The organism is Enterococcus sp. DIV0174 (genome assembly GCF_050529065.1).
Lineage (GTDB): Bacteria > Bacillota > Bacilli > Lactobacillales > Enterococcaceae > Enterococcus_B > Enterococcus_B thailandicus.
On record NZ_CP172881.1, the window covers coordinates 2120582 to 2139934 of the forward strand.

Below are 19353 nucleotides of genomic sequence, written 5' to 3' on the forward strand. Positions count from 1 at the left end.
ATGGGAAGATTGCCTGTTTTTTTATTTTTATTTCGTGCGAACTGTTAGACTTTGCAAAATCTTTTTATAAGGAATACTTCGTCCAACATAGTAAATTGCAATTGATTGAAGCGGGATCCAAATAACTGTTTTCAACAATCGTGGTGCCCAAACGACCCAACTAAACAGTGGGACATGATACATCAAAGCTAGCCAAAGTGGCGTCAAAATCAAATTGATAATCAACGTGACACTCAGTGTTGCTAAGATAGCATTTTTCCAAGTAATTTCTTTTCTATAGAAAAAGAAGCCGTAAATCGCACCTTCGATAAAAGCATTCAAGGTAAACCCAATAAAGAATGCTGATTTTGAAAATAATGCCATTCCGACAAGGTCAGCTAACACTGATCCAATACCAGACCAAAAAGGGCCAAATAAAATCCCCATGATGACCTGTGGAATAAATGTTACACTGAGTTTGATAAAAGGTGTTTCGATAGATATTAGTCGTGATAAAGTAACCATTAAGGCAATCAACAGCCCCATGATCGCTATCATCCGTGCGTCTAATCGATTTTTTTTCATTTTAGCATCTCCTTTAAGAGCTGCTACACAATAATATGCAGCGAATGCGAAAATAAAACCGCGAATAAGTTCCCTTATCCTTCGTCCAGGTGGCAACATCCCATCCTCCCAGCACTTAACGCTTTATTTCCTACTCTGATTTTATTTTGGGAAACAATTCCCTCACAAAATATAACATAATTATCATTGACTAGCAAACAGGAAAACTGAATGTTACTATGATTTCCGTCTTTTATGTTCGCTATTCAACAACTTCCATTAGTATTTATTCATATTATTGGATAAAATACCGAAAATTCATTCATGTTCCGTTGAAATCGCTTCTTTTTCCATTTCATGAACGACCGTCCGAAAATCTAAATATCCCGCTGCTAATCCACGCAGTAAAACTTCAGCTGTGCCAATATTGGTTGCCAAAGGAATCTCGTATACATCTGATAAACGAATCAACGCTGTTACGTCTGGTTCGTGTGGCTGCGCTGCCAGTGGATCTCTCAAGAAAATGACTAAATCAATTTCGTCTTCCGAGATCATTGCCCCAATTTGTTGGTCGCCTCCCAACGGACCTGATTTAAAACGATGAACTGGCAAATTAGTTGCCTCTTGAATTCGTAAACCTGTCGTCCCAGTTGCATAAAGCTCGTGTTTCGCTAAAATCGTTTGATAAGCTGTCGCTAATTTAATCATCAATGGTTTCTTTCGATCATGTGCAATCAAAGCAATTTTCATCAGTCACACTTCCTTTCTTTTCTTTAGTGTAACAAACTTAGGAAACCGTTTAAATTTTTTGTTACCATTTTTTTGATTTTCTTTGCTTCTTCGTCACTCTGACCAAAAAACAGACAAATTCTTGTTCATTCTGCCGTTGTTACAGGTTAGCGCTTTCATTTATACTTTAGTCAAATAAAACTTATAGAAAGTGTGGAATTTACTATGGTAGAAATGGCGTTGACACATGTTTATAAAAAATACGATAATGCAGAAAATTATTCAGTTACTGATTTTAATCTAAATATTCAAGATCGTGAATTTATTGTTTTTGTTGGACCATCTGGATGTGGGAAATCAACTACTTTACGTATGATTGCTGGTTTAGAAGATATTACGGAAGGCGAATTAAAAATTGGCGAAAAAGTCATGAATGATGTAGCTCCAAAAGATCGTGATATCGCAATGGTTTTCCAAAACTACGCTCTTTATCCTCATATGACTGTTTTTGATAATATGGCATTTGGTTTGAAATTGAGAAAATATGACAAAGCTGAAATCAAAAATCGGGTTGAAAATGCGGCAGAAATTTTAGGTCTAACCGAATACCTATCTCGTAAACCAGCTGCATTATCTGGTGGACAACGTCAACGTGTTGCTTTAGGTCGTGCAATCGTTCGTGATGCCAAAGTCTTCTTGATGGATGAACCTTTATCAAACTTAGATGCTAAATTACGTGTAGCAATGCGTGCAGAAATTGCTAAATTACACCAACGTTTAGAAACAACAACAATCTACGTTACCCATGACCAAACAGAAGCGATGACAATGGCAGATCGAATCGTTATTATGAAAGACGGATTTATTCAACAAATTGGTTCACCAAAAGAAGTTTATGACACACCAGTGAATGTTTTCGTTGCTGGATTTATTGGTTCACCTGCAATGAACTTCTTCAATGTAACGCTAAATGACGGTGTGATTACTGATGGTCACGGATTAAGACTTCGCATTCCAGAAGGAAAAAATAAAATCTTAGTAGAAAAAGGCTACAACGGCAAAGAAGTCATCTTCGGTATTCGTCCTGAAGACATCCATAGCGAACAAATTGCTTTAGATGCTTCACCAGAAGCAGTCGTTCATTCTGAAGTTGTGGTTTCAGAATTACTAGGTGCAGAAACAATGCTTTACACAAAAACTGGCTCAACTGAATTTATTTCAAAAGTCGATGCACGTGATTTCCACAAACCAGGCGAGATGATTGACCTTGCTTTCAATATCAATAAAGGACATTTCTTCGATAAAGAAACAGAAGATGTGATTACTTTACCTTAATTTTAATTGATGCCCCCTTTTTAAGAGCTGTACCGCAACCAACGGTGCAGTTCTTTTTTTTGCAATACTAGGGCCTTGTTCGATTACAAAAAAAGATAAAAGAGCTTGTGACAAACGCGTTCAGCTCTAAAAAAGAAAAACAGTTTGGAAATAGCTCTGCCTATTTTTGAAATTATTCGGCTTGTTTTTCGAGAAATTTACTTTTTGAACATCATTTGTTCGTAAAAAAGTGTCTGGAACATTCATCAAAATGATGATGTTCCAGACACTCGTTTGCTTATTTTAAAACATCATATTCATTCCATAATTCATGGCACTGGAAGATAAGTTTCTTAAACCGAAATAATACGTTGCAGTAGCTGATGTTGTATCAGCGATTGAAGCTGGTGTCCCGTACACTTCCCAATATTGGATTTGCGCGCCATTTTGATTTACAATCATTGCTCTCGGACTCCAATCACTATTATGATTAGTAGTTAGGTAAGTATATCGAGTGTTTCCTGCAATCGTAAAGCTGTAGCCTGTTACATCACCGCTTAAAAGCTGTACATCATGATAGATAAAAGGCGTTACACCTGGGATTTCTTTATCTAGTAAGACGAGCTTATTCTCATTAATCACATATCTACCTTCAGAAGTCGTACAAAGAATGTCAGTCAAGTCAGACTCACGCTCATCTATGTAAATTTTCCCCAATTCTGGTGCCACATCGTTAGTAATTTCAGCAGCTTGTGCTGGCTGACCAAACAGTAACATTCCAAACGTAACCAAGCCCAGACAAACAAATTTTTTCATTTCTAAACACTCCTTTTTTATTTTTCCCAAATCACCCGTTGCTCTTTTGCTGTACTTGGGGGATCTGCGGTATTATCGTCAATCAAGATAATCTTTTTAGGAATATCCATGTACTCGGTATCCCTAACATACTGTGCAGCGACAAAACTCAATTTTGGAAAATAGTTGGTCGGAAAAGGTTCACCTTTATACACTTTATTTTGTGAAAGATGAATATACGCAGCTCCCGTATTATTATCAAAATGAAAAACCCATCCCGGTTCTTTCCAGCCTTCACGTAATTTTACATTTGCAGTTATTTCAGGAACTTGATATTTATTATCTTTACCGTAAGGGATTTCTTTGACCGTAACATCCATGATATCCGTCAAAGGAATAATATACTCGACCGGTTCTTTTTGTCCTTTTTCTTTTTTTGTACTCTGATTCGCCGTATTCAGAAAAAATAAGCCAATCAACAGTGCGCAGATGAAGCAAGCCAAAAAGCCAAATCCAAAATATTTTTGTTTCTGATTCAAAGAACCCATTGTTTTTATTGTCTGATTGTTGTCAATTGTCTCTTCTTCATCTTTAATTAAATAATCGACTGTTACTCCATATAATTTACTTAAAGTAATCAGGAAAGAAAGATCAGGATATGTTCTCGACACTTCCCAGCTTGAAACAGTGGAGCGTGCAACATTCAATATTTTGGCAATATCTTCTTGCGTATACTCATTCTTTAGACGTTCTTCTTTCAGTTTGTCTCCTAGACTCATTTTTGTTCCCTCCATTAAATAGTTGTCTCAATCAGACTAACGGAAGTTGTTAACCAAGTTAAGACAAAATTCATAGCTAGTAGGCTTGCTACAAAACATATCGTAGCCATTTGGTGCTTTTTTACATAGCAAACGAACTAAATGACTAATCAGGAAGATAATTGAGCATATAAATAACAATATTATATAGCCATTAAACAACAATATGTACGCCAACCACGCCAAATAAAAGTTATTTTTATTCCAACCACCTCTTCATTCAATCGTACGATTTTATTTATCAGGCACCTTCAGTTACACTATGCCATAAAAAGATAGCGCTTTCAATAAGTTTTTTTATTATTTTTAATTTTGGGTACGCATCTTAGACTTTCTATTTTAAAATTTGTTTTTTTTAGAAAAAATATTTTTCGAAAATTCATTTTAAAAGAACAATCAAAAATATTTTTCCATTAAATCGCTCACTTTTTTTGGCAGCTCTTTTCTAGATGCCATAAGCTAATTGATTGCTAATGTAAAAAAAAGTAAGTGCTCTTGCATTCTTCAAGTTGTAAACAAAGCTTAGCTAATAGTGAACTTTCTTTTTTCTTACTAATTTTCTTATTCAATCCCAAATGACAGCATTTTACAATTGATGAATCAAAAGATTTTAGCGCAAATGATTTTACAACTATTTTTTCTCACTTACTAGCCAAACGTGTTAAACAAAAATAGGTAACCTAAAACAAAATCTGTTTTAGGTTACCTATTTTTTACTAATGTATTTGAAAAATTCAACAATAACTAAATCTAATCAATTTTTCTCATTCAATTATTTTTAGCCAAGCTTCTCCATCTTCCTCGCCTGTTCTTTCGCTGCAGTAAATACAGGAATATCAAAATATTTGCTCAACGTGCCCGCAACAAAGTAAGCAATATTGTAGTCAACCAAACTGTGAATCAATCCACCGATTCCCATCAAAATAAATACTGTGTAGAAATAACCTTCTGAATAATACGTATCAGGCATATTACCCATAAAGTAAAAAGCACTCACAACCAACATTTCGGCAATTGAATGGATAACCCCAATGACAAAATTAAAGCCTTGAAATTTCCAGTTTGCTAGCGTAAATTTTCCATCCTTCAAGACGATTCCAGGTTTCTTTTGCAAATACCAAGCACCAACTACTGCAAAAATAATGTGTGACAATGCTCTTAATGCAATAATGACTGGTGTCGATAAAAAGAACCCAAACGTTGTTCCTAAAGCGACAGCAACAGCTACCCCTGGTGAAAAAAACATTGCTAAGAATAATGGCACATGCGAAGCTAAGGTAAAAGATGCTGGTGGAATCATGATTTTTGGCATAACTAAAGGAATGATGATTCCCATCCCAATCAGCAGTGCAGAAATAGTTAAGTGACGAACAGAATTTTTTTTCATTTTTTCTCTCCTTATGTGTCTTGACACATTGATGTTGTTTATTGTACTGATATTCCATGTATCTGTCAAGACACTTAAAGAAGTTGCCAACAATCTTCGACAAATTCTTTTTTTACTCACTTAGTTGGATCGTATAAATGTTTTTCAAATTGGATATGTCTGTCAGCTCATCAATTTTATTATAGAGCTATCAAGTCATTCTTCTTTTCCAATTAAAATAATTGTGTTGCTAACTTACTTCAAAAGCATCCTTTCGTCATTCGAAAGATGATTTAGAAAGTGACTTAGTTGTGCTGCTTTTTTCATCCTATCCCTATTATAAGTACGCATTTTCCTCCAAATTTTATCCTACTTGATAAAAAAATCACAGAAAAACGCGAGCATCCTGCTCCGCTTTTCTGTGATAACTATTTTTTGAACAATACTTCTTACCCTTGTTTATTCGCCATCATCGCATTGCTTAATGCAGCAAATTCTTCTAATGACAGTGTTTCCCCACGACGTTTTGGATCAATTCCTGCATCAGCTAAACTTTGAGTCAACCACGCTTTGGTTGCTTCGTCTTTTCCATAAGCGTGTTGCAAATTGTTCCATAATGTTTTGCGACGCAATTGGAATGAGGCTTTCGTCAAACGGAAAAATTCTTTTTCATCCGTGACTTCAACAGCTGGTTCTTCTCTGCGTGTCAATTTTAAAATCGCTGAATCAACGTTTGGTTGTGGTACAAAAACTGTTTTAGGAACGATAAATGCTAAGGACGCATCCATATGATATTGCACGGCAATTGAAAGTGAGCCGTAAGCTTTGGTACCAGGCTTTGCAGAAATTCGATCTGCAACTTCTTTTTGCATCATAACAACCATTTCATCCACACGTACGTCCGATTCAAGAAAGTGCATCATGATTGGCGTTGTAATGTAATAGGGAAGATTTGCGACCACTTTTAATGGTAAATCTTCTGTAAAATATTCTTTGACAGCAGTAGCCAAGTCCGTTTTTAAAATATCTTGGTGAACAACCTTAACATTTTGATAACGGTGAAGTGTATCTGCTAATACTGGAATCAAACGATCATCGATTTCAAATGCGACGACTTGATTTCCATTCATGGCTAATTGTTCAGTCAGTGCGCCAATTCCTGGCCCTACTTCAATTACATTTGTTTCATGGTTGATCTCAGCTGTTTCAACGATTTTTCGTAGAATGTTAGGCTCTGTTAAAAAATTTTGTCCTAAACTTTTTTTAAATTGAAATCCATGTTCTTTCAAGATTTCTTTTGTTCGAGAGGGTGTTGCGATCTCACGATATTCAGTCATGTTTTGCCTCCACTTTTTTCATTGCTTGTGTCAATTCTTCTGGTGTAATGCGAAACATTTTCAAGCGTTTCGCTAATTGTTTGCCATTGGTGTAACCAATCCTAAGTTCATCCCCAAGTTTTTCTCTTTTTTCTTTGGCTTGTGCTCCCGCTATTAAACCATAGTCCAAAAGCATCTGTCTAGGGATTTCGTCAAACTCTTCCTCGCTAGGTGTCACAACTTTCTTCAATGCTTCAAGAATGGCTTCATTGCTTGCGTGTTCAACACCTAAGCTACCCTTTTTCTTTGGCTGAGCTTGCTTTCGAGGTAAGAAGGCATGTTTCGCTTGTGGTACGACTTCCATAATTGTTTTACGAATTTTTTCGCCTGAAAAATCTGGGTCTGTAAAAACAATCACCCCTCTTGTTTCTTGTGCATGCTCGATCTGCATCAAAATCGCTTCGTTAATTGCTGAACCAATTGTTTCAATCGTATCGACATTCACGACTTCTTGCAATCGTCTGGTATCGTCTTTTCCTTCAACGACTACAATTTCTTCAATAGTCAATTTACTCATTTTTCTGAAATCCCAAATAAGCGATGTGCATTGTGCCATGTGTGTGTAGCAATTTCTTCAAAAGGTACTTGGCGAAGTTCCGCAATTTTTTCAACCGTATAGCGAGTATACCCAGGTTCATTTCGCTTACCACGATAAGGTACCGGCGCAAGGTAAGGGGCATCCGTTTCTACCAACATCTTATCGAAAGGAACATTCGTTGCAGCTTCTTGGACATCTAAAGCTTTTTTGAATGTCACAACACCACTAAAGGAAATATGCATACCCAGATCAAGAAAGCGCTGTGCCCACTCATAGTCACCACTAAAACTATGCATGATTCCACCAATATTGTGGACTTTTTCTTCTTTTAAAATCTGGTACGTATCTTCTATCGCATCACGCGTATGGATGCTAATTGGTAAATTCATTTCTTTGGCAATCGCAATTTGACGACGAAAAATTTTTGCTTGAACTTCCTTTGGATCTTCCATCCAATAATAATCCAAACCAATTTCTCCTAATGCCACAACCTTAGGTAACGTCAATCGTTCTTGTAATTGTTGTTCAACTTCTTTGGTATAGCTACCAGCCTCAGTTGGATGCCAGCCAATGATACTATAAATATTTGGGTAGTCTTGACTAAGCTGTAAGGATTTTTCAATCGTTGGTTGATCAAAGCCAACCACAGCCATCTTTGTCACGCCCAGCTCTTTAGCACGCTCAATTGTTTCGGGAATGTCTTCATTAAATTGTTCCGCATTTAAGTGAGTATGAGAATCAAATATCATTCAAATCGCTCCTTTTCTTTCCTACTTTAGCACATAAACGGTTGAGACAGAAGTGGGACGGAAAAAAAGATTGTGAGAGTTTCAGAACTTCAAGTTTCTCATTCTAGCAAACAAGAAATTCTTTTTAGAAATCACTGCTTTTTATTTTATTTTTTCAGGAAACTACCTGATGAACAACAATTCATTTTCAAGTTCTTTTGTTACGAATAAACTGAAGAAATGTGCTAAAAAAACCATCTTTAAGCTTAGCAATGCGTTAGACAAGTAAAAAAGAGATTGAGTAAGCCCCAATCTCTTTTTTATTTATTTCTTATTTTTATATAAGTAAACTGGGATTCCTAATAACGTCACGCCAATCCCAATCATCGCAAGTGATGTCTGCGTTAAGATTGTCATTCCTAAGATAAAAATTGCGCCAATAATCGCAATTAGCGGAATCACCGGATAAAGCGGCACTTTGTAAGGACGATTCATCTCTGGCGCTTTCTTGCGTAAAACAAAAACAGCGATAAATATCAGTAAACTAAACAGCCACATCACAAAAATTAACATATCTGTCAGAAAATCAAATGAACCCATCGTCATCATGATACAGGCAATCACCAACTGAAACATTGCTGGCACGTAAGGAACTGTGAATTTCTTTGATAATTTTGTTAACTGATTACTGAATGGCAGTTCATTTTCTAAGGCCATCGCATAAGGAACACGAATTCCAGTCAACGTGTAGCCATTCAGCGCGCCATAAACAGAAATCAGAATACCAATCGTAACTAACTTTCCACCAAATGAACCAAAAATCACTGCTGAAGCATCCGATGCTGCGTTCAAGTTTCCAGCAATTCCTTCGATTGGTAAAGTCTTCAAGAAAACAAAGTTAATCAACAAATAGACCACTGTCACAAAACTTAATCCTAAAATAATTGCTTTAGGCAAATCTTTTTCTGGCTTTTTCATTTCACCAGCAATTGCGCCGACACCTAGCCAACCATCATACGCAAACAAAGTAGCCAGTAACGCACTACTCAATCCTTCCATAAAGGAAACATCTTTCCCCGCTTCAATTGGAAAGAGCTGAACCGTACCAGATCCGGGAACCATTAACCCCCAAACAACAATTACTGCAATCGGGATCAATTTGATAATAAGTGTAGCAGATTGAACAGTTGCACCAACTTTTGTCCCCAATAAATTCAATCCAGTTACTGACAAAGCAGTCACAGCTGCAATCAATACCAGATAATCAGTGGATAACTGAAAGAGATTCGTCAACTGTGTTGCAAAAATAATTGAAAGAGCCGCAATGTTTGCTGGAAAATAAATCAGACTTTGCGCCCAACCTAATAAGAAACTTGGTAATTTTCCATACGCAGCCTCTATGTATTTAACTGCTCCACCTGTTTCTGGAATTGCTGTGGCTAATTCTGCAACAGTCAACCCGGCACAAATGGTCAAAAAGCCACCCAATAACCATACAAAAAGTGTTAAACTCGGTGATTGTGTGCTAGCAGTTACTGAAGCGGTCTTAAAAAAAACTCCTGCTCCAATAACAGTTCCCATAACTGTTGCTAATGCGCCAAACAAATTAATTTCACGTTTTAATTTATTTCCCATTCCTCATCCTCTTTCCTATTTTTATTAATATAATTGCTAGTATAACCGAGTTTTTTCCCCTTGGCTACGCACAAATCTAATAAAGGGTTTTCAAAAAAATCCCCCTTAAGTCGGATGTTTTTTCTTTCCTTTTTGATTACAATTTAGCCAGTTTCTATTTAAAGGAGGTTTTGCTTTTGGACTTTCAACGTTCACATCCAAAATTAGCAAATTTTCTCACAGATCATGTTTCAGTTACACGAAAAGAACAACAACAGTCGCGCTGGCATTGGGCCACGCTGATTCTTTTTGGTCTTTTGACCATCGCTTCGTTTAGTCAACAGCTCCTTTTACTCACTGGTCTAGTAATTTTAGTCGCGTTATTCAGAGGACCCGGTTTGATTCTATGGAGCATCGTCTATTCTTTTTTAGTTAGTCTTTTCCCACCGCTAGGAATTATTTTATCTGCAATTTTCTTTTTGCTTAACATTGGAACCTTTACTAAAAATTGGCGTGTCACCTTGGTTGGCATCTATTTTTACCTTTATCCTGTTTTTGTCATGAGCTTACGTTATTTCAAATGGGATAATCAATGGTTTCTCGCCGGTTCGTTAATTATTGGTTTGTGCTTACTTCACTTGATGTTAATGAGCCTCTACCAACGATATGGCATTGGACGAACAATTTCTTGGTACATCTTTGCGATTCCTTTCACCGTTTTAAGTGCGTTGCTACCTACTCGCTTGAAAAAACGATTGAAAAGATTTCCTTCAGTAAAGTGATACAAAATCATTTATATGTAAATAAAAAGGAATCCAATCATTACGATTGGATTCCTTTTTTATTTACGCAATTTCTGAACCATTTGGCATGCCTTTTGGCGCTTCAACTACTTGCAATGAGCCATCCGGTGCTTCTGCTGAGAGAATCATTCCTTGGCTGATTTGACCACGCATCTTACGTGGTTTTAAGTTTGCCACGATCACAAGCTTTTTGCCGATTAACTCACTTGGATCAGGATAATATTCTGCGATTCCAGATAAAATTTGACGGTCCTGACTATCCCCTGCGGCTAAACGGAATTGCAGTAATTTATCTGCACCTTCCACTTTTTGACAGCTGATAACTTCAGCAACTTTTAATTCAACTTTGTCGAATACATCAAATTTGATTTGTTTTTCTTTTGAAGAAACAAATTCTGTTTCTTCTGGGTCCCACTTCACTGTGTCCTCTGTACTTTGGGTTCCTTCAGACATTTTCATTTGGATATAAGCAACTTCTTCGTCCATATCTAAACGTGGGAAAATTGGTGTACCTTTAGCAATAACTTTTGTTCCAGAAGGAAACTCACCAAAGTGTAAGCCTTCCAAGTTCATGGATTCCGCATCCAATCCCAATTGTTTGAAGATTTTGACTGGTGTTTCAGTCATGATTGGTTGCAACAGAATGGCTGCAATTCGTAATGTTTCAGCTAAATGAACCATTACGCTATCCAATTCATTTTTCTTTTCTTCGTCTTTTGCTAATACCCAAGGTTCTGTTTCATCAATGTATTTATTCGCACGAGAAATCAATACCCAGACCTCAGCTAAAGCTGTATTAAATTCCATTTTTTCCATGGCATCATGGTAACGTCCAACTACGTTTGCAGCAGTTGTTGACAGTTCACTATCAAAAGGCGTTACTAATGAAGCATAATCAGGAACGATACCCTCACAATATTTGTTGATCATCGCAACAGTGCGGTTCAATAGATTACCTAAGTCATTGGCTAAATCGTAATTTACACGAGAAACAAAATCTTCTGGTGTGAAGACACCATCAGAGCCAAATGGAACTGCACGCAATAAGTAATAACGTAATGCGTCTAAGCCGTAACGTTCAACTAACATTTCAGGATAAACAACGTTTCCTTTTGATTTGGACATTTTGCCGTCTTTCATCAATAACCAACCATGTCCAAAAACTTTTTTAGGTAATGGCAAGTCTAGCGCCATTAACATAATTGGCCAATAAATTGTGTGGAAACGAACGATTTCTTTCCCAACCATATGGACATCAGCAGGCCAATATTTTTCAAACAAACTATCATCATCTGAACCATAACCTAACGCTGTAATATAGTTTGATAATGCATCAATCCAAACATATACAACGTGCTTTGGATCACGTGTCACAGGGATTCCCCAGCTAAATGTCGTTCTTGAAACAGCCAAGTCTTCTAAACCAGGTTTGATAAAGTTGTTAATCATTTCTTTCTTGCGTGATTCTGGTTGGATAAATTCAGGATGTGCTTCATAGTACTCAAGCAAACGATCCGCGTATTTACTCATGCGGAAGAAATAAGATTCTTCTTTGACTAATTCAACTTCATGTCCGCTTGGGGCTTTCCCACCAATCACGTTGCCTTCATCGTCTTTGTAAACTTCAGCTAGTTGTGTTTCTGTAAAGAATTCTTCATCAGAAACTGAATACCAGCCTTCGTATTCACCTAAATAAATATCGCCTTGTTCTAGTAAACGATCAAAGATTTTTTGAACAGCTACTTTGTGATAATCATCCGTTGTTCGAATAAATTTATCGTAACTGATATCAAGTGTTTTCCATAATTTTTTCACGTCTGCAGCCATTTTATCCACATATTCCTGTGGTTCAACACCTAATTCTGCTGCTTTTGTTTCGATTTTTTGACCGTGCTCATCCACTCCAGTAAGATAAAACACATCAAAGCCCATCAACCGTTTGTAACGTGCAACAGCATCGCAGGCAATCGTTGTGTACGAGTTACCGATGTGCAGTTTGCCACTTGGATAATAGATTGGCGTAGTAATATAAAAAGTTTCCTTTTCTGCCACGGGGCTCCTCCTCCTTTATCGCATGATGCGAATTCGTTTCCTTGCTAGTATACCACAAAATAATCTTAATGTTAGCGAATTTTTGAAAAGGGAATTCGGTAGGAATGCTCGTCTTCCTAGTTGAAAAAAAGGAAAAACTTAGAATTCTTTGTACGTTTATTAAGTTACGTTTTTTGGGAAAATTTTCCCCGCTATTTTTCCAAAAATGAATCATGTATAATAGAAGGGGAAAAACCAATGAACAAAGGTAGGAATGATTATGCAGAAAAAACACACGATTTTTATGATTAGTATCGCAGTACTCACAATTGCTCACTTATTTTTTAGTTATTTTTATATAAGGATGTATGGTTACTTTAACTTAAATGGTAACTTGAATAGTTTCCTTCTTGTTTCGAATCTCTTTCGTATCGCATTCGATTTATTTATCATTATTTGCGGGTTCTTTGCACTTCGTGAAGAAAAAATGAAGTTTTTACCTTTTTATCTACTGTTCTTTTTAGTCAATTTAGTTTTACCATTCATTTTTCATCTTTGATAACCACGAAATTTTGCGGGAAGTCCTTGGTTTTTTCCAAGAGTCTGCTACAATAAAGTAAAATGTACTTTTATCGGCAGTGGAGGTGTCAGAATGAAAGAATTTGCTTCTAAAGAAGAAGAAAAACTATATTATGAACAAGAAGCCAGCGAAGAAGATTTTTTAACTTGGTATCAAGCACAAGAACGCCCTGAATACGACAAACCTTCTTTGACTGTCGACATCGTTTTGATGTGTTACAACAAAGAAGAAGATCAGTTAAAAATTCTTTTGATTCAAAGAAAAGGGCATCCTTATCGAAACTCTTGGGCATTGCCTGGTGGCTTTGTCCAACGAGATGAGTCAACTGGTGAAAGTGTCTTACGCGAAACACAAGAAGAAACTGGAGTTATTATTTCTAAGGAAAATATCGAACAGCTTCATACATTCAGCACACCTGATCGTGATCCACGTGGCTGGGTCGTGACGGTCAGCTATCTTGCCTTTATTGGTGAAGAACCTTTGATTGCCGGAGATGACGCCAAAGAGGTTCGCTGGTTCACTTTAGAACGACAAATGAATCAAATCCACTTGACCAGTGGCGATGTCTCAATCGCACTTGATTTAGCAACTGGCCAATCAACTGGAAAAGATAAGTTAGCATTTGACCACAGTTTCATCGTGTTAAAAGCCTTTAACCGTATCGTCAATAAAATGGAACATGAGCCACAAGTCCTTCAAGTATTAGGCAAGGATTTTACAATTACTGAAGCTCGCAAAGTGTTTGCAAAATTTTTAGGAATTGATTTTAAAACAATCGACCACTCAAATTTTAAAAAGGCAATGTTGCAATATTTTGACGAAATCGGTGAACGCCCCGTTGGAATCGGTCGTCCATCAAAAATCTATCAATTAAAACCTGAACACCATCCAAAAATGGAAGATTAATCGGTAAAAACCAAGAACTGTAACACAAAATCATTGCTGATTTATGTTACAGTCCTTGGTTTTTGGTTTCTCATAATTAGTGAGCTTTCTCTTTAAGCGAAAAGAAAATTCCTAGAAACAAAAGTTTTAAAAACTTTTTATTAGCAAGGCGAACTCTGGCGCTCCTACCAGTTTAGACATCAAAAAGTAATTGTTTTCCAATTCGTTCCAACAGCCGACTCTTTTCTTGTGCAGAATGACTGTGGATATCTTGTGTATTAATCAAAATAAAAGTTTTTTGATACCATTCTGCTTTATACCTCAATTTGGTCAACAGTTTGTGCCAGTCTTGCACTGAAAAATCAGAAGCAAGCTTTTCATCTGGTAATGATTCAATAAACAAATAATCAAATTTATTCACCAGAATAGCAGAAAGCTGTTCTAAGTAGTCTTCCCGTTGATATTTTTGTTTTTGATACAGATTCAGCACTTTTCTTTTTTGCTTTTGATAATTTTTTGCTCGTTCTAAAGCCTTTTTTCGTTGTTGAGCTGCTTTTGCTCGAATACTCAATTTTCTTTCTGCTACAGCGATTTTTTGATTTGTCACCAAAAGTTTAGGTGCAACAACCTCAATTTTCTGCGAAGTTTCGACTAAGCCTTTGGGGCAATACGCGATTCCCACCCATTCATTGGTTTTCTGTCTTTTATTCAGCGGAACTTCACATAAAAATGAAACATAAAACTCTTCATTATATCGTGAAGAAATCGTAGCTGAACGAATTGTTCCTTCGATTGGCCGGTGGACATGCACGTTGAACAACTTTTTTTGCTTTGGTAATTTTAATTGATTTCCTTCTAAATAAATGGTGTGTCCTTGGTTATTTGTGGTATAAGATTGCCACATACTCTTCTTACTTTTCAACTTTGGAAAGCTGGCTCGTCCTTTAAAATAATTGCGAAACGCACGATCCAAATTCAACTGAGCATTGGCTAATGCCAAACTATCTGCCTCTTTTAAAAACGAATAACGTTTTTTCAAAGCAGCTGGTGTCAACGAATAATCAATCACACCTAGTTGCTTGTAAGTTTCTTGTCGTGAAAGTAATAAATGATTATAGGTGAACCGAACACAACCAAAATTTTGAATTAACCACTTTTTTTGTTCATCGGTGGGATACATCCGGAATTTAAAGGCTTTGAGCATTAGCACTTACCCCCTAGTTTGCTACGAGTAAGTTTTCTTTTTTTCGTTGCAATTTTTTCGCATAGTAGGCAACTTCTTGTTCTGTTGCGTACACAAAATGTTCTGGTGCAATTTCTCTTAATGTACGTACTTGATTATCATCTGGTTCTGGCTGGTATTTGATTCGACGGCGCTGTCTCTCATGGTCTGGATCTGGTAATGGAATAGCAGACAACAAACTTTCGGTGTATGGATGAACACCAAAGTTATAAATTTCGTCACTTGTTCCCATCTCTAACAACAAGCCATTGTGCATAACGCCAATGCGATCGCTAATGTGTTTCACCATTGATAAATCATGGGCAATAAATAAGTAAGTTAAATTCTGTTCTTCTTGTAAGTCTTGTAATAAATTTACTACTTGAGCCTGAATGGACACATCTAGTGCAGAAATAGGCTCATCACAAATAACAAAACGTGGATTGACTGCTAACGCTCGAGCAATGCCAATCCGTTGACGTTGTCCACCTGAAAATTCATGAGGATAGCGCGTTCCGTGACTCGGGTTTAACCCAACTGTTTTTAATAAATCATCGACTTTTTGCGCACGCTCCTGTGGCGACTTCGCTAAGCCGTTCACATCAATACCTTCTGCAATAATGTCACGAACTTTCATTCTCGGATTTAAGGATGCGTATGGATCTTGAAAAATCATTTGGACTTCATGACGAAATTTCGTCATTTCTTTTTTTCCTTTGATTTTTGTCACATCTTGTCCATCAAATAAAATTTCGCCACCAGTTGGCTCATTTAAACGAATGATTGTCCGACCGGTCGTCGACTTTCCACTCCCAGATTCACCAACTAATCCAAACGTTTCCCCTTCATAAATGTGAAAACTGATGTCATTAACCGCATGCACTTCATTTTTTTTGCCAATGTTGAAATATTGTTTTAGACCTTTAACCTCGAGTAGCTTTTTTTTCATCCACTATTCCCCCTTGGCTCCCTTGTTTTTCTTTAAAAATTGCCCAACGACGTTGAATTTCTTCTGGCGGCAGAACTTTTGGTGCTTGTGGTGCTAATAACCAAGTTGCTGCTTTGTGTGTTGCAGATAATTCAAAAAATGGTGGCTCTTGCTCTGCATCGATTTTCAAAGCATATTCATTACGTGGATAAAATGCGTCTCCTTTTGGTGGATTCAACAAATCTGGAGGTGAACCAGGAATCGCATAAAGCTGTTTGCTTGTACTTTCCAACGTCGGCATTGAACCAAGTAATCCCCAAGTATAAGGATGTTGTGGATTATAAAAAATTTCTTCCGAAGTTCCTACTTCGATGATTTTCCCACCATACATAACAGCCACTCGGTCAGCGACATTTGCCACTACACCAAGGTCATGGGTAATAAAAATAATTGATGTATCAATTTTTGTTTGAATTTCTTTGAGTAATTCTAAAATTTGTGCTTGGATTGTTACGTCTAACGCGGTTGTTGGTTCATCTGCAATCAAGATTTCTGGATAACAAATCAAAGCAATCGCAATCACGATCCGTTGACGCTGCCCACCTGAAAACTGATGTGGGTAGCTTTTGATTCGTTTTTCAGCTTCTGGAATCCCAACTAAATTTAGTAGGTCTAGCGCTGCTTTTTCGCCATCTTTTTTTGATACTTTATTATGTTTGCGTAAAGATTCCGCTACTTGCTTTCCAATCGTCATCGTTGGATCTAACGATGTCATTGGATCTTGGAAAATCATCGCAATTTCTTTTCCGCGAATTTTTTGCATTTCTTTTTCGGATTTGTTAACAATGTCTTCTCCTTTAAATAGGATCTGACCAGCGTCAATGTTGGCATTACTTGACAGAAGTCGCATGATACTCCGAGTTGTAACAGATTTTCCACTCCCAGATTCACCAACGATTGCCAAAGTTTCTCCTTTATTCAAGTGAAAATTAACACCGCGAATTGCTCGAACTTTACCAGCATAAGTGTCAAAAGAAATTTCTAAATCTTTCACTTCTAAAATTTTCGTCATAATTCTCACTCTTTCATTTTAGGATCGAAGGCATCACGTAATCCATCAGCTAATAAGTTAAAGCCAATCATGATAACCGATAAAGTTGCTGCCGGAATCCATAATAGATATGGCAGATATAAGAATGTTTTGTAGCCATCACTTAGCATTGTTCCTAATGAAGCAGACGGTGGTGTTAAACCTAGCCCGATGAAACTTAGGAATGCTTCGAAGAAAATAGCTGATGGGATACTAAACATCATTTGAATAATAATCACACTTGAGATATTCGGTAAGATATGTTTGAACGCGATTTTCAACTTTGATTCACCCAAAGTCAAACCAGCTAAAACATATTCTTGATCTTTCAATTTCAATGTCTGTGCACGAACAATCCGTGCCATTGGAATCCAGTTCGTGATTGCCATCGCTGCTACGATTGAAAAAATTCCTGGCTCAAATACAACCAGCATCAAAATCATTACAACTAAGTTAGGAATCCCAGATAAGATTTCCAAAAAGCGTTGCATTGCATTATCTACACGTCCACCTAAAAGACCAGAAACCAATCCATAAGCAACACCAATCGTCACGTCTAGAATAGCTGCGATAAATGCAATTAATAGAGAGATTCTCGTGCCCATAAACAAGCGACTCAGCACATCACGACCTAGGCCATCTGTTCCCAAAAGAAAGTTCACATTTGCTGGAACATTTGCCTGTGCATATTTATCGACTAACTCGCCACCAACCATCGCTTTTCCGTTTAGACCATCAATACTGATACCAGGAATACGTGGCGGTAAGTTGATATAATCAACATTTTGTGCAGTCGGATTATGCGGTGAAACAAAAATTGTCACGATTGAAATCAAAATAATCGTCGTTAGTAAGACCATTGAAACCACTGCCGCTTTATTTTTCTTCAATCGACGCCAAGAATCTTGTAAGAAATTCAGCGAAGGAGCAGAAATCTGTTCACGCTCAGCTTCGGTATTTTTTTGTAAAGGAAGAAACTCGTCTGCAGGAATCTCCGCAACTGTTTCATAGCGTTTTGGTACCATTTCCATCTATCCTCGACTCCCTTCAGAAACACGAATTCTTGGATCAACTAATCCATACAATAAATCAACGACTAAGATGACAAAAATCAACATAAATGAATAAAGAATTGTCACAGCCATGATTGTCGGATAGTCATTTGTGGTAATTGATTTAACAAATTGTTCCCCGATTCCAGGAATGGCAAAAATATTTTCAACCACTAATGAACCAGTCATCAAAGCAACTGCCAGTGGTCCTAATAAAGTCATCAATGGAATCAAACTGTTTCTTAAGCCATGTTTAAAGGCAATTTCCCAACGACTTAGCCCTTTTGCTCTAGCTAATTCAACATAATCACTATGAAGAACTTCAACCATTTCGGTTCGAATAAAGCGGGCGGAATCGGCAAGCGGGGACATCGCTAAAGCGATTGTCGGTAAAATGGTATAAGCGAATCCATCCCATTTTGCGATTGGTAAAATGTGTAATTTCATTGCAAACACATATTGAAGCAATACCGCAAACACAAAGTTAGGAATCGAACGTCCTAAGATTGCAATCAAGGTTGACGAACTGTCGACCCAAGTGTTTTGCTTCATTGCGGAAATCGTTCCTAAAATCGTTCCAACAAATGTCCCAACAATAATTGCTTGTAAACCTAACTGTAAAGAAGGTCCAATTCTGCCTGCTAATAAATTAGCCACAGGTTGATTTTTAAATTGGAAAGAAATACCAAAGTCACCTTGAAGTAGATTAGAAAGATAAATGCCATATTGAACAAGTACCGGCTTATCTAAACCTACTTGTTTATTCAACATTTCAATCGTTTCAGGACTCAAGCGTTCCTGATTGGTATAAGGTGTTCCTGGTAATAACTGCATTAAGAAAAAAGTGATGGTGGCAATCAGCCACAGCGTGATCATCATGAAGAAGACACGTTTTAAAACATATTTGATATAACTATTCACAGATGTTTCCCCCTAGCTTT

General features: G+C 37.1%; 19 protein-coding genes and 1 riboswitch. Of the genes, 4 read left to right on the top strand and 15 right to left on the bottom strand.

Translation table 11 applies throughout. From position 1 onward, the window contains the following. Nucleotides 1-27: 27 nt before the first annotated feature. Complete coding sequence (locus IGJ93_RS10170) at nucleotides 28-564, bottom strand: folate family ECF transporter S component (RefSeq protein ID WP_067482553.1); 537 nt, start codon at nucleotides 562-564, stop codon at nucleotides 28-30. Between the two features lie 36 nt (nucleotides 565-600). After that, nucleotides 601-704, bottom strand: a riboswitch (THF riboswitch). Between the two features lie 157 nt (nucleotides 705-861). Continuing rightward, nucleotides 862-1293 (bottom strand): methylglyoxal synthase, encoded by a 432-nt coding sequence (locus IGJ93_RS10175; RefSeq protein ID WP_067482555.1) that lies wholly within the window; start codon nucleotides 1291-1293, stop codon nucleotides 862-864. Nucleotides 1294-1497: 204 nt separating this feature from the next. On the opposite strand from IGJ93_RS10175, the gene IGJ93_RS10180 reads away from it, so the two are divergent. After that, nucleotides 1498-2607: an ABC transporter ATP-binding protein gene (locus IGJ93_RS10180; protein ID WP_067482557.1), complete on the top strand. Its 1110-nt coding sequence runs from the start codon at nucleotides 1498-1500 to the stop codon at nucleotides 2605-2607. Nucleotides 2608-2889: 282 nt separating this feature from the next. Here IGJ93_RS10180 and IGJ93_RS10185 read toward each other — a convergent pair whose 3' ends face one another. From IGJ93_RS10185 to IGJ93_RS10215, 7 genes are all read right to left on the bottom strand, one after another. Next, nucleotides 2890-3402: a hypothetical protein gene (locus IGJ93_RS10185; RefSeq protein WP_071868870.1), complete on the bottom strand. Its 513-nt coding sequence runs from the start codon at nucleotides 3400-3402 to the stop codon at nucleotides 2890-2892. A gap of 17 nt (nucleotides 3403-3419) precedes the next feature. Next, nucleotides 3420-4160 (bottom strand): helix-turn-helix domain-containing protein, encoded by a 741-nt coding sequence (locus tag IGJ93_RS10190; RefSeq protein WP_071868869.1) that lies wholly within the window; start codon nucleotides 4158-4160, stop codon nucleotides 3420-3422. 817 nt (nucleotides 4161-4977) lie between these two features. After that, complete coding sequence (locus IGJ93_RS10195; RefSeq protein WP_067482563.1) at nucleotides 4978-5586, bottom strand: hypothetical protein; 609 nt, start codon at nucleotides 5584-5586, stop codon at nucleotides 4978-4980. A 428-nt stretch (nucleotides 5587-6014) separates the two neighbouring features. After that, on the bottom strand, nucleotides 6015-6902 hold the full coding sequence (rsmA, locus tag IGJ93_RS10200; protein WP_075491678.1) for a 16S rRNA (adenine(1518)-N(6)/adenine(1519)-N(6))-dimethyltransferase RsmA: 888 nt from the start codon (nucleotides 6900-6902) through the stop codon (nucleotides 6015-6017). After that, nucleotides 6895-7458, bottom strand: a complete 564-nt coding sequence (rnmV, locus tag IGJ93_RS10205; RefSeq protein WP_067482567.1) for a ribonuclease M5 — start codon at nucleotides 7456-7458, stop codon at nucleotides 6895-6897. Before rnmV ends, rsmA begins: the two co-directional genes overlap by 8 nt. After that, complete coding sequence (locus IGJ93_RS10210) at nucleotides 7455-8228, bottom strand: TatD family hydrolase (RefSeq protein ID WP_086270735.1); 774 nt, start codon at nucleotides 8226-8228, stop codon at nucleotides 7455-7457. Before IGJ93_RS10210 ends, rnmV begins: the two co-directional genes overlap by 4 nt. A 303-nt stretch (nucleotides 8229-8531) precedes the next feature. Next, a complete protein-coding gene (locus IGJ93_RS10215; protein ID WP_075491674.1) occupies nucleotides 8532-9842 on the bottom strand; it encodes an APC family permease in 1311 nt (436 codons plus the stop codon). Between the two features lie 176 nt (nucleotides 9843-10018). On the opposite strand from IGJ93_RS10215, the gene IGJ93_RS10220 reads away from it, so the two are divergent. Continuing rightward, the gene (locus IGJ93_RS10220; RefSeq protein WP_071868867.1) at nucleotides 10019-10603 is read left to right on the top strand and encodes a hypothetical protein; all 585 of its coding nucleotides are present in this window, start codon (nucleotides 10019-10021) and stop codon (nucleotides 10601-10603) included. Nucleotides 10604-10666: 63 nt separating this feature from the next. Here IGJ93_RS10220 and metG read toward each other — a convergent pair whose 3' ends face one another. Next, nucleotides 10667-12676 carry a methionine--tRNA ligase gene (metG, locus tag IGJ93_RS10225; protein ID WP_071868866.1) on the bottom strand — a complete coding sequence of 670 codons (2010 nt, stop codon included), beginning with the start codon at nucleotides 12674-12676 and terminating at the stop codon, nucleotides 10667-10669. Between the two features lie 259 nt (nucleotides 12677-12935). On the opposite strand from metG, the gene IGJ93_RS10230 reads away from it, so the two are divergent. Further along, nucleotides 12936-13214 (top strand): hypothetical protein, encoded by a 279-nt coding sequence (locus IGJ93_RS10230; protein ID WP_067482577.1) that lies wholly within the window; start codon nucleotides 12936-12938, stop codon nucleotides 13212-13214. 93 nt (nucleotides 13215-13307) lie between these two features. Continuing rightward, nucleotides 13308-14141 carry an NUDIX domain-containing protein gene (locus tag IGJ93_RS10235; RefSeq protein ID WP_071868865.1) on the top strand — a complete coding sequence of 278 codons (834 nt, stop codon included), beginning with the start codon at nucleotides 13308-13310 and terminating at the stop codon, nucleotides 14139-14141. Between the two features lie 172 nt (nucleotides 14142-14313). Here the strand turns inward: IGJ93_RS10235 and IGJ93_RS10240 are convergent, their stop codons facing one another. Genes IGJ93_RS10240 through opp3b form a run of 5 tightly spaced genes read right to left on the bottom strand, consistent with a single transcriptional unit; the run spans nucleotide 14314 to nucleotide 19333 of the window. Continuing rightward, nucleotides 14314-15324 (bottom strand): RNA-guided endonuclease TnpB family protein, encoded by a 1011-nt coding sequence (locus IGJ93_RS10240; RefSeq protein WP_067482581.1) that lies wholly within the window; start codon nucleotides 15322-15324, stop codon nucleotides 14314-14316. 13 nt (nucleotides 15325-15337) lie between these two features. Then, nucleotides 15338-16291, bottom strand: a complete 954-nt coding sequence (locus IGJ93_RS10245) for an ABC transporter ATP-binding protein (protein ID WP_067482583.1) — start codon at nucleotides 16289-16291, stop codon at nucleotides 15338-15340. Beyond that, nucleotides 16266-17342: an ABC transporter ATP-binding protein gene (locus IGJ93_RS10250; protein ID WP_067482585.1), complete on the bottom strand. Its 1077-nt coding sequence runs from the start codon at nucleotides 17340-17342 to the stop codon at nucleotides 16266-16268. The genes IGJ93_RS10245 and IGJ93_RS10250 overlap by 26 nt, the downstream gene beginning before the upstream one ends. A 5-nt stretch (nucleotides 17343-17347) precedes the next feature. Then, the gene (locus IGJ93_RS10255; RefSeq protein WP_067482587.1) at nucleotides 17348-18391 is read right to left on the bottom strand and encodes an ABC transporter permease; all 1044 of its coding nucleotides are present in this window, start codon (nucleotides 18389-18391) and stop codon (nucleotides 17348-17350) included. After that, nucleotides 18392-19333 carry an oligopeptide ABC transporter permease gene (opp3b, locus tag IGJ93_RS10260; protein WP_067482589.1) on the bottom strand — a complete coding sequence of 314 codons (942 nt, stop codon included), beginning with the start codon at nucleotides 19331-19333 and terminating at the stop codon, nucleotides 18392-18394. It lies immediately after the preceding gene. Between the last annotated feature and the right edge of the window lie 20 nt (nucleotides 19334-19353).

Coding starts and splice junctions, on each gene's coding strand:
- IGJ93_RS10210 (WP_086270735.1), bottom strand. CDS start 8,228: ATGATATTTGATTCTCATACTCACTTAAATGCGGAACAATTTAATGAA.
- IGJ93_RS10240 (WP_067482581.1), bottom strand. CDS start 15,324: ATGCTCAAAGCCTTTAAATTCCGGATGTATCCCACCGATGAACAAAAA.
- IGJ93_RS10185 (WP_071868870.1), bottom strand. CDS start 3,402: ATGAAAAAATTTGTTTGTCTGGGCTTGGTTACGTTTGGAATGTTACTG.
- IGJ93_RS10170 (WP_067482553.1), bottom strand. CDS start 564: ATGAAAAAAAATCGATTAGACGCACGGATGATAGCGATCATGGGGCTG.
- IGJ93_RS10195 (WP_067482563.1), bottom strand. CDS start 5,586: ATGAAAAAAAATTCTGTTCGTCACTTAACTATTTCTGCACTGCTGATT.
- IGJ93_RS10255 (WP_067482587.1), bottom strand. CDS start 18,391: ATGGAAATGGTACCAAAACGCTATGAAACAGTTGCGGAGATTCCTGCA.
- IGJ93_RS10175 (WP_067482555.1), bottom strand. CDS start 1,293: ATGAAAATTGCTTTGATTGCACATGATCGAAAGAAACCATTGATGATT.
- IGJ93_RS10245 (WP_067482583.1), bottom strand. CDS start 16,291: ATGAAAAAAAAGCTACTCGAGGTTAAAGGTCTAAAACAATATTTCAAC.
- IGJ93_RS10230 (WP_067482577.1), top strand. CDS start 12,936: ATGCAGAAAAAACACACGATTTTTATGATTAGTATCGCAGTACTCACA.
- rnmV (WP_067482567.1), bottom strand. CDS start 7,458: ATGAGTAAATTGACTATTGAAGAAATTGTAGTCGTTGAAGGAAAAGAC.
- IGJ93_RS10180 (WP_067482557.1), top strand. CDS start 1,498: ATGGTAGAAATGGCGTTGACACATGTTTATAAAAAATACGATAATGCA.
- IGJ93_RS10190 (WP_071868869.1), bottom strand. CDS start 4,160: ATGAGTCTAGGAGACAAACTGAAAGAAGAACGTCTAAAGAATGAGTAT.
- IGJ93_RS10235 (WP_071868865.1), top strand. CDS start 13,308: ATGAAAGAATTTGCTTCTAAAGAAGAAGAAAAACTATATTATGAACAA.
- rsmA (WP_075491678.1), bottom strand. CDS start 6,902: ATGACTGAATATCGTGAGATCGCAACACCCTCTCGAACAAAAGAAATC.
- IGJ93_RS10215 (WP_075491674.1), bottom strand. CDS start 9,842: ATGGGAAATAAATTAAAACGTGAAATTAATTTGTTTGGCGCATTAGCA.
- IGJ93_RS10250 (WP_067482585.1), bottom strand. CDS start 17,342: ATGACGAAAATTTTAGAAGTGAAAGATTTAGAAATTTCTTTTGACACT.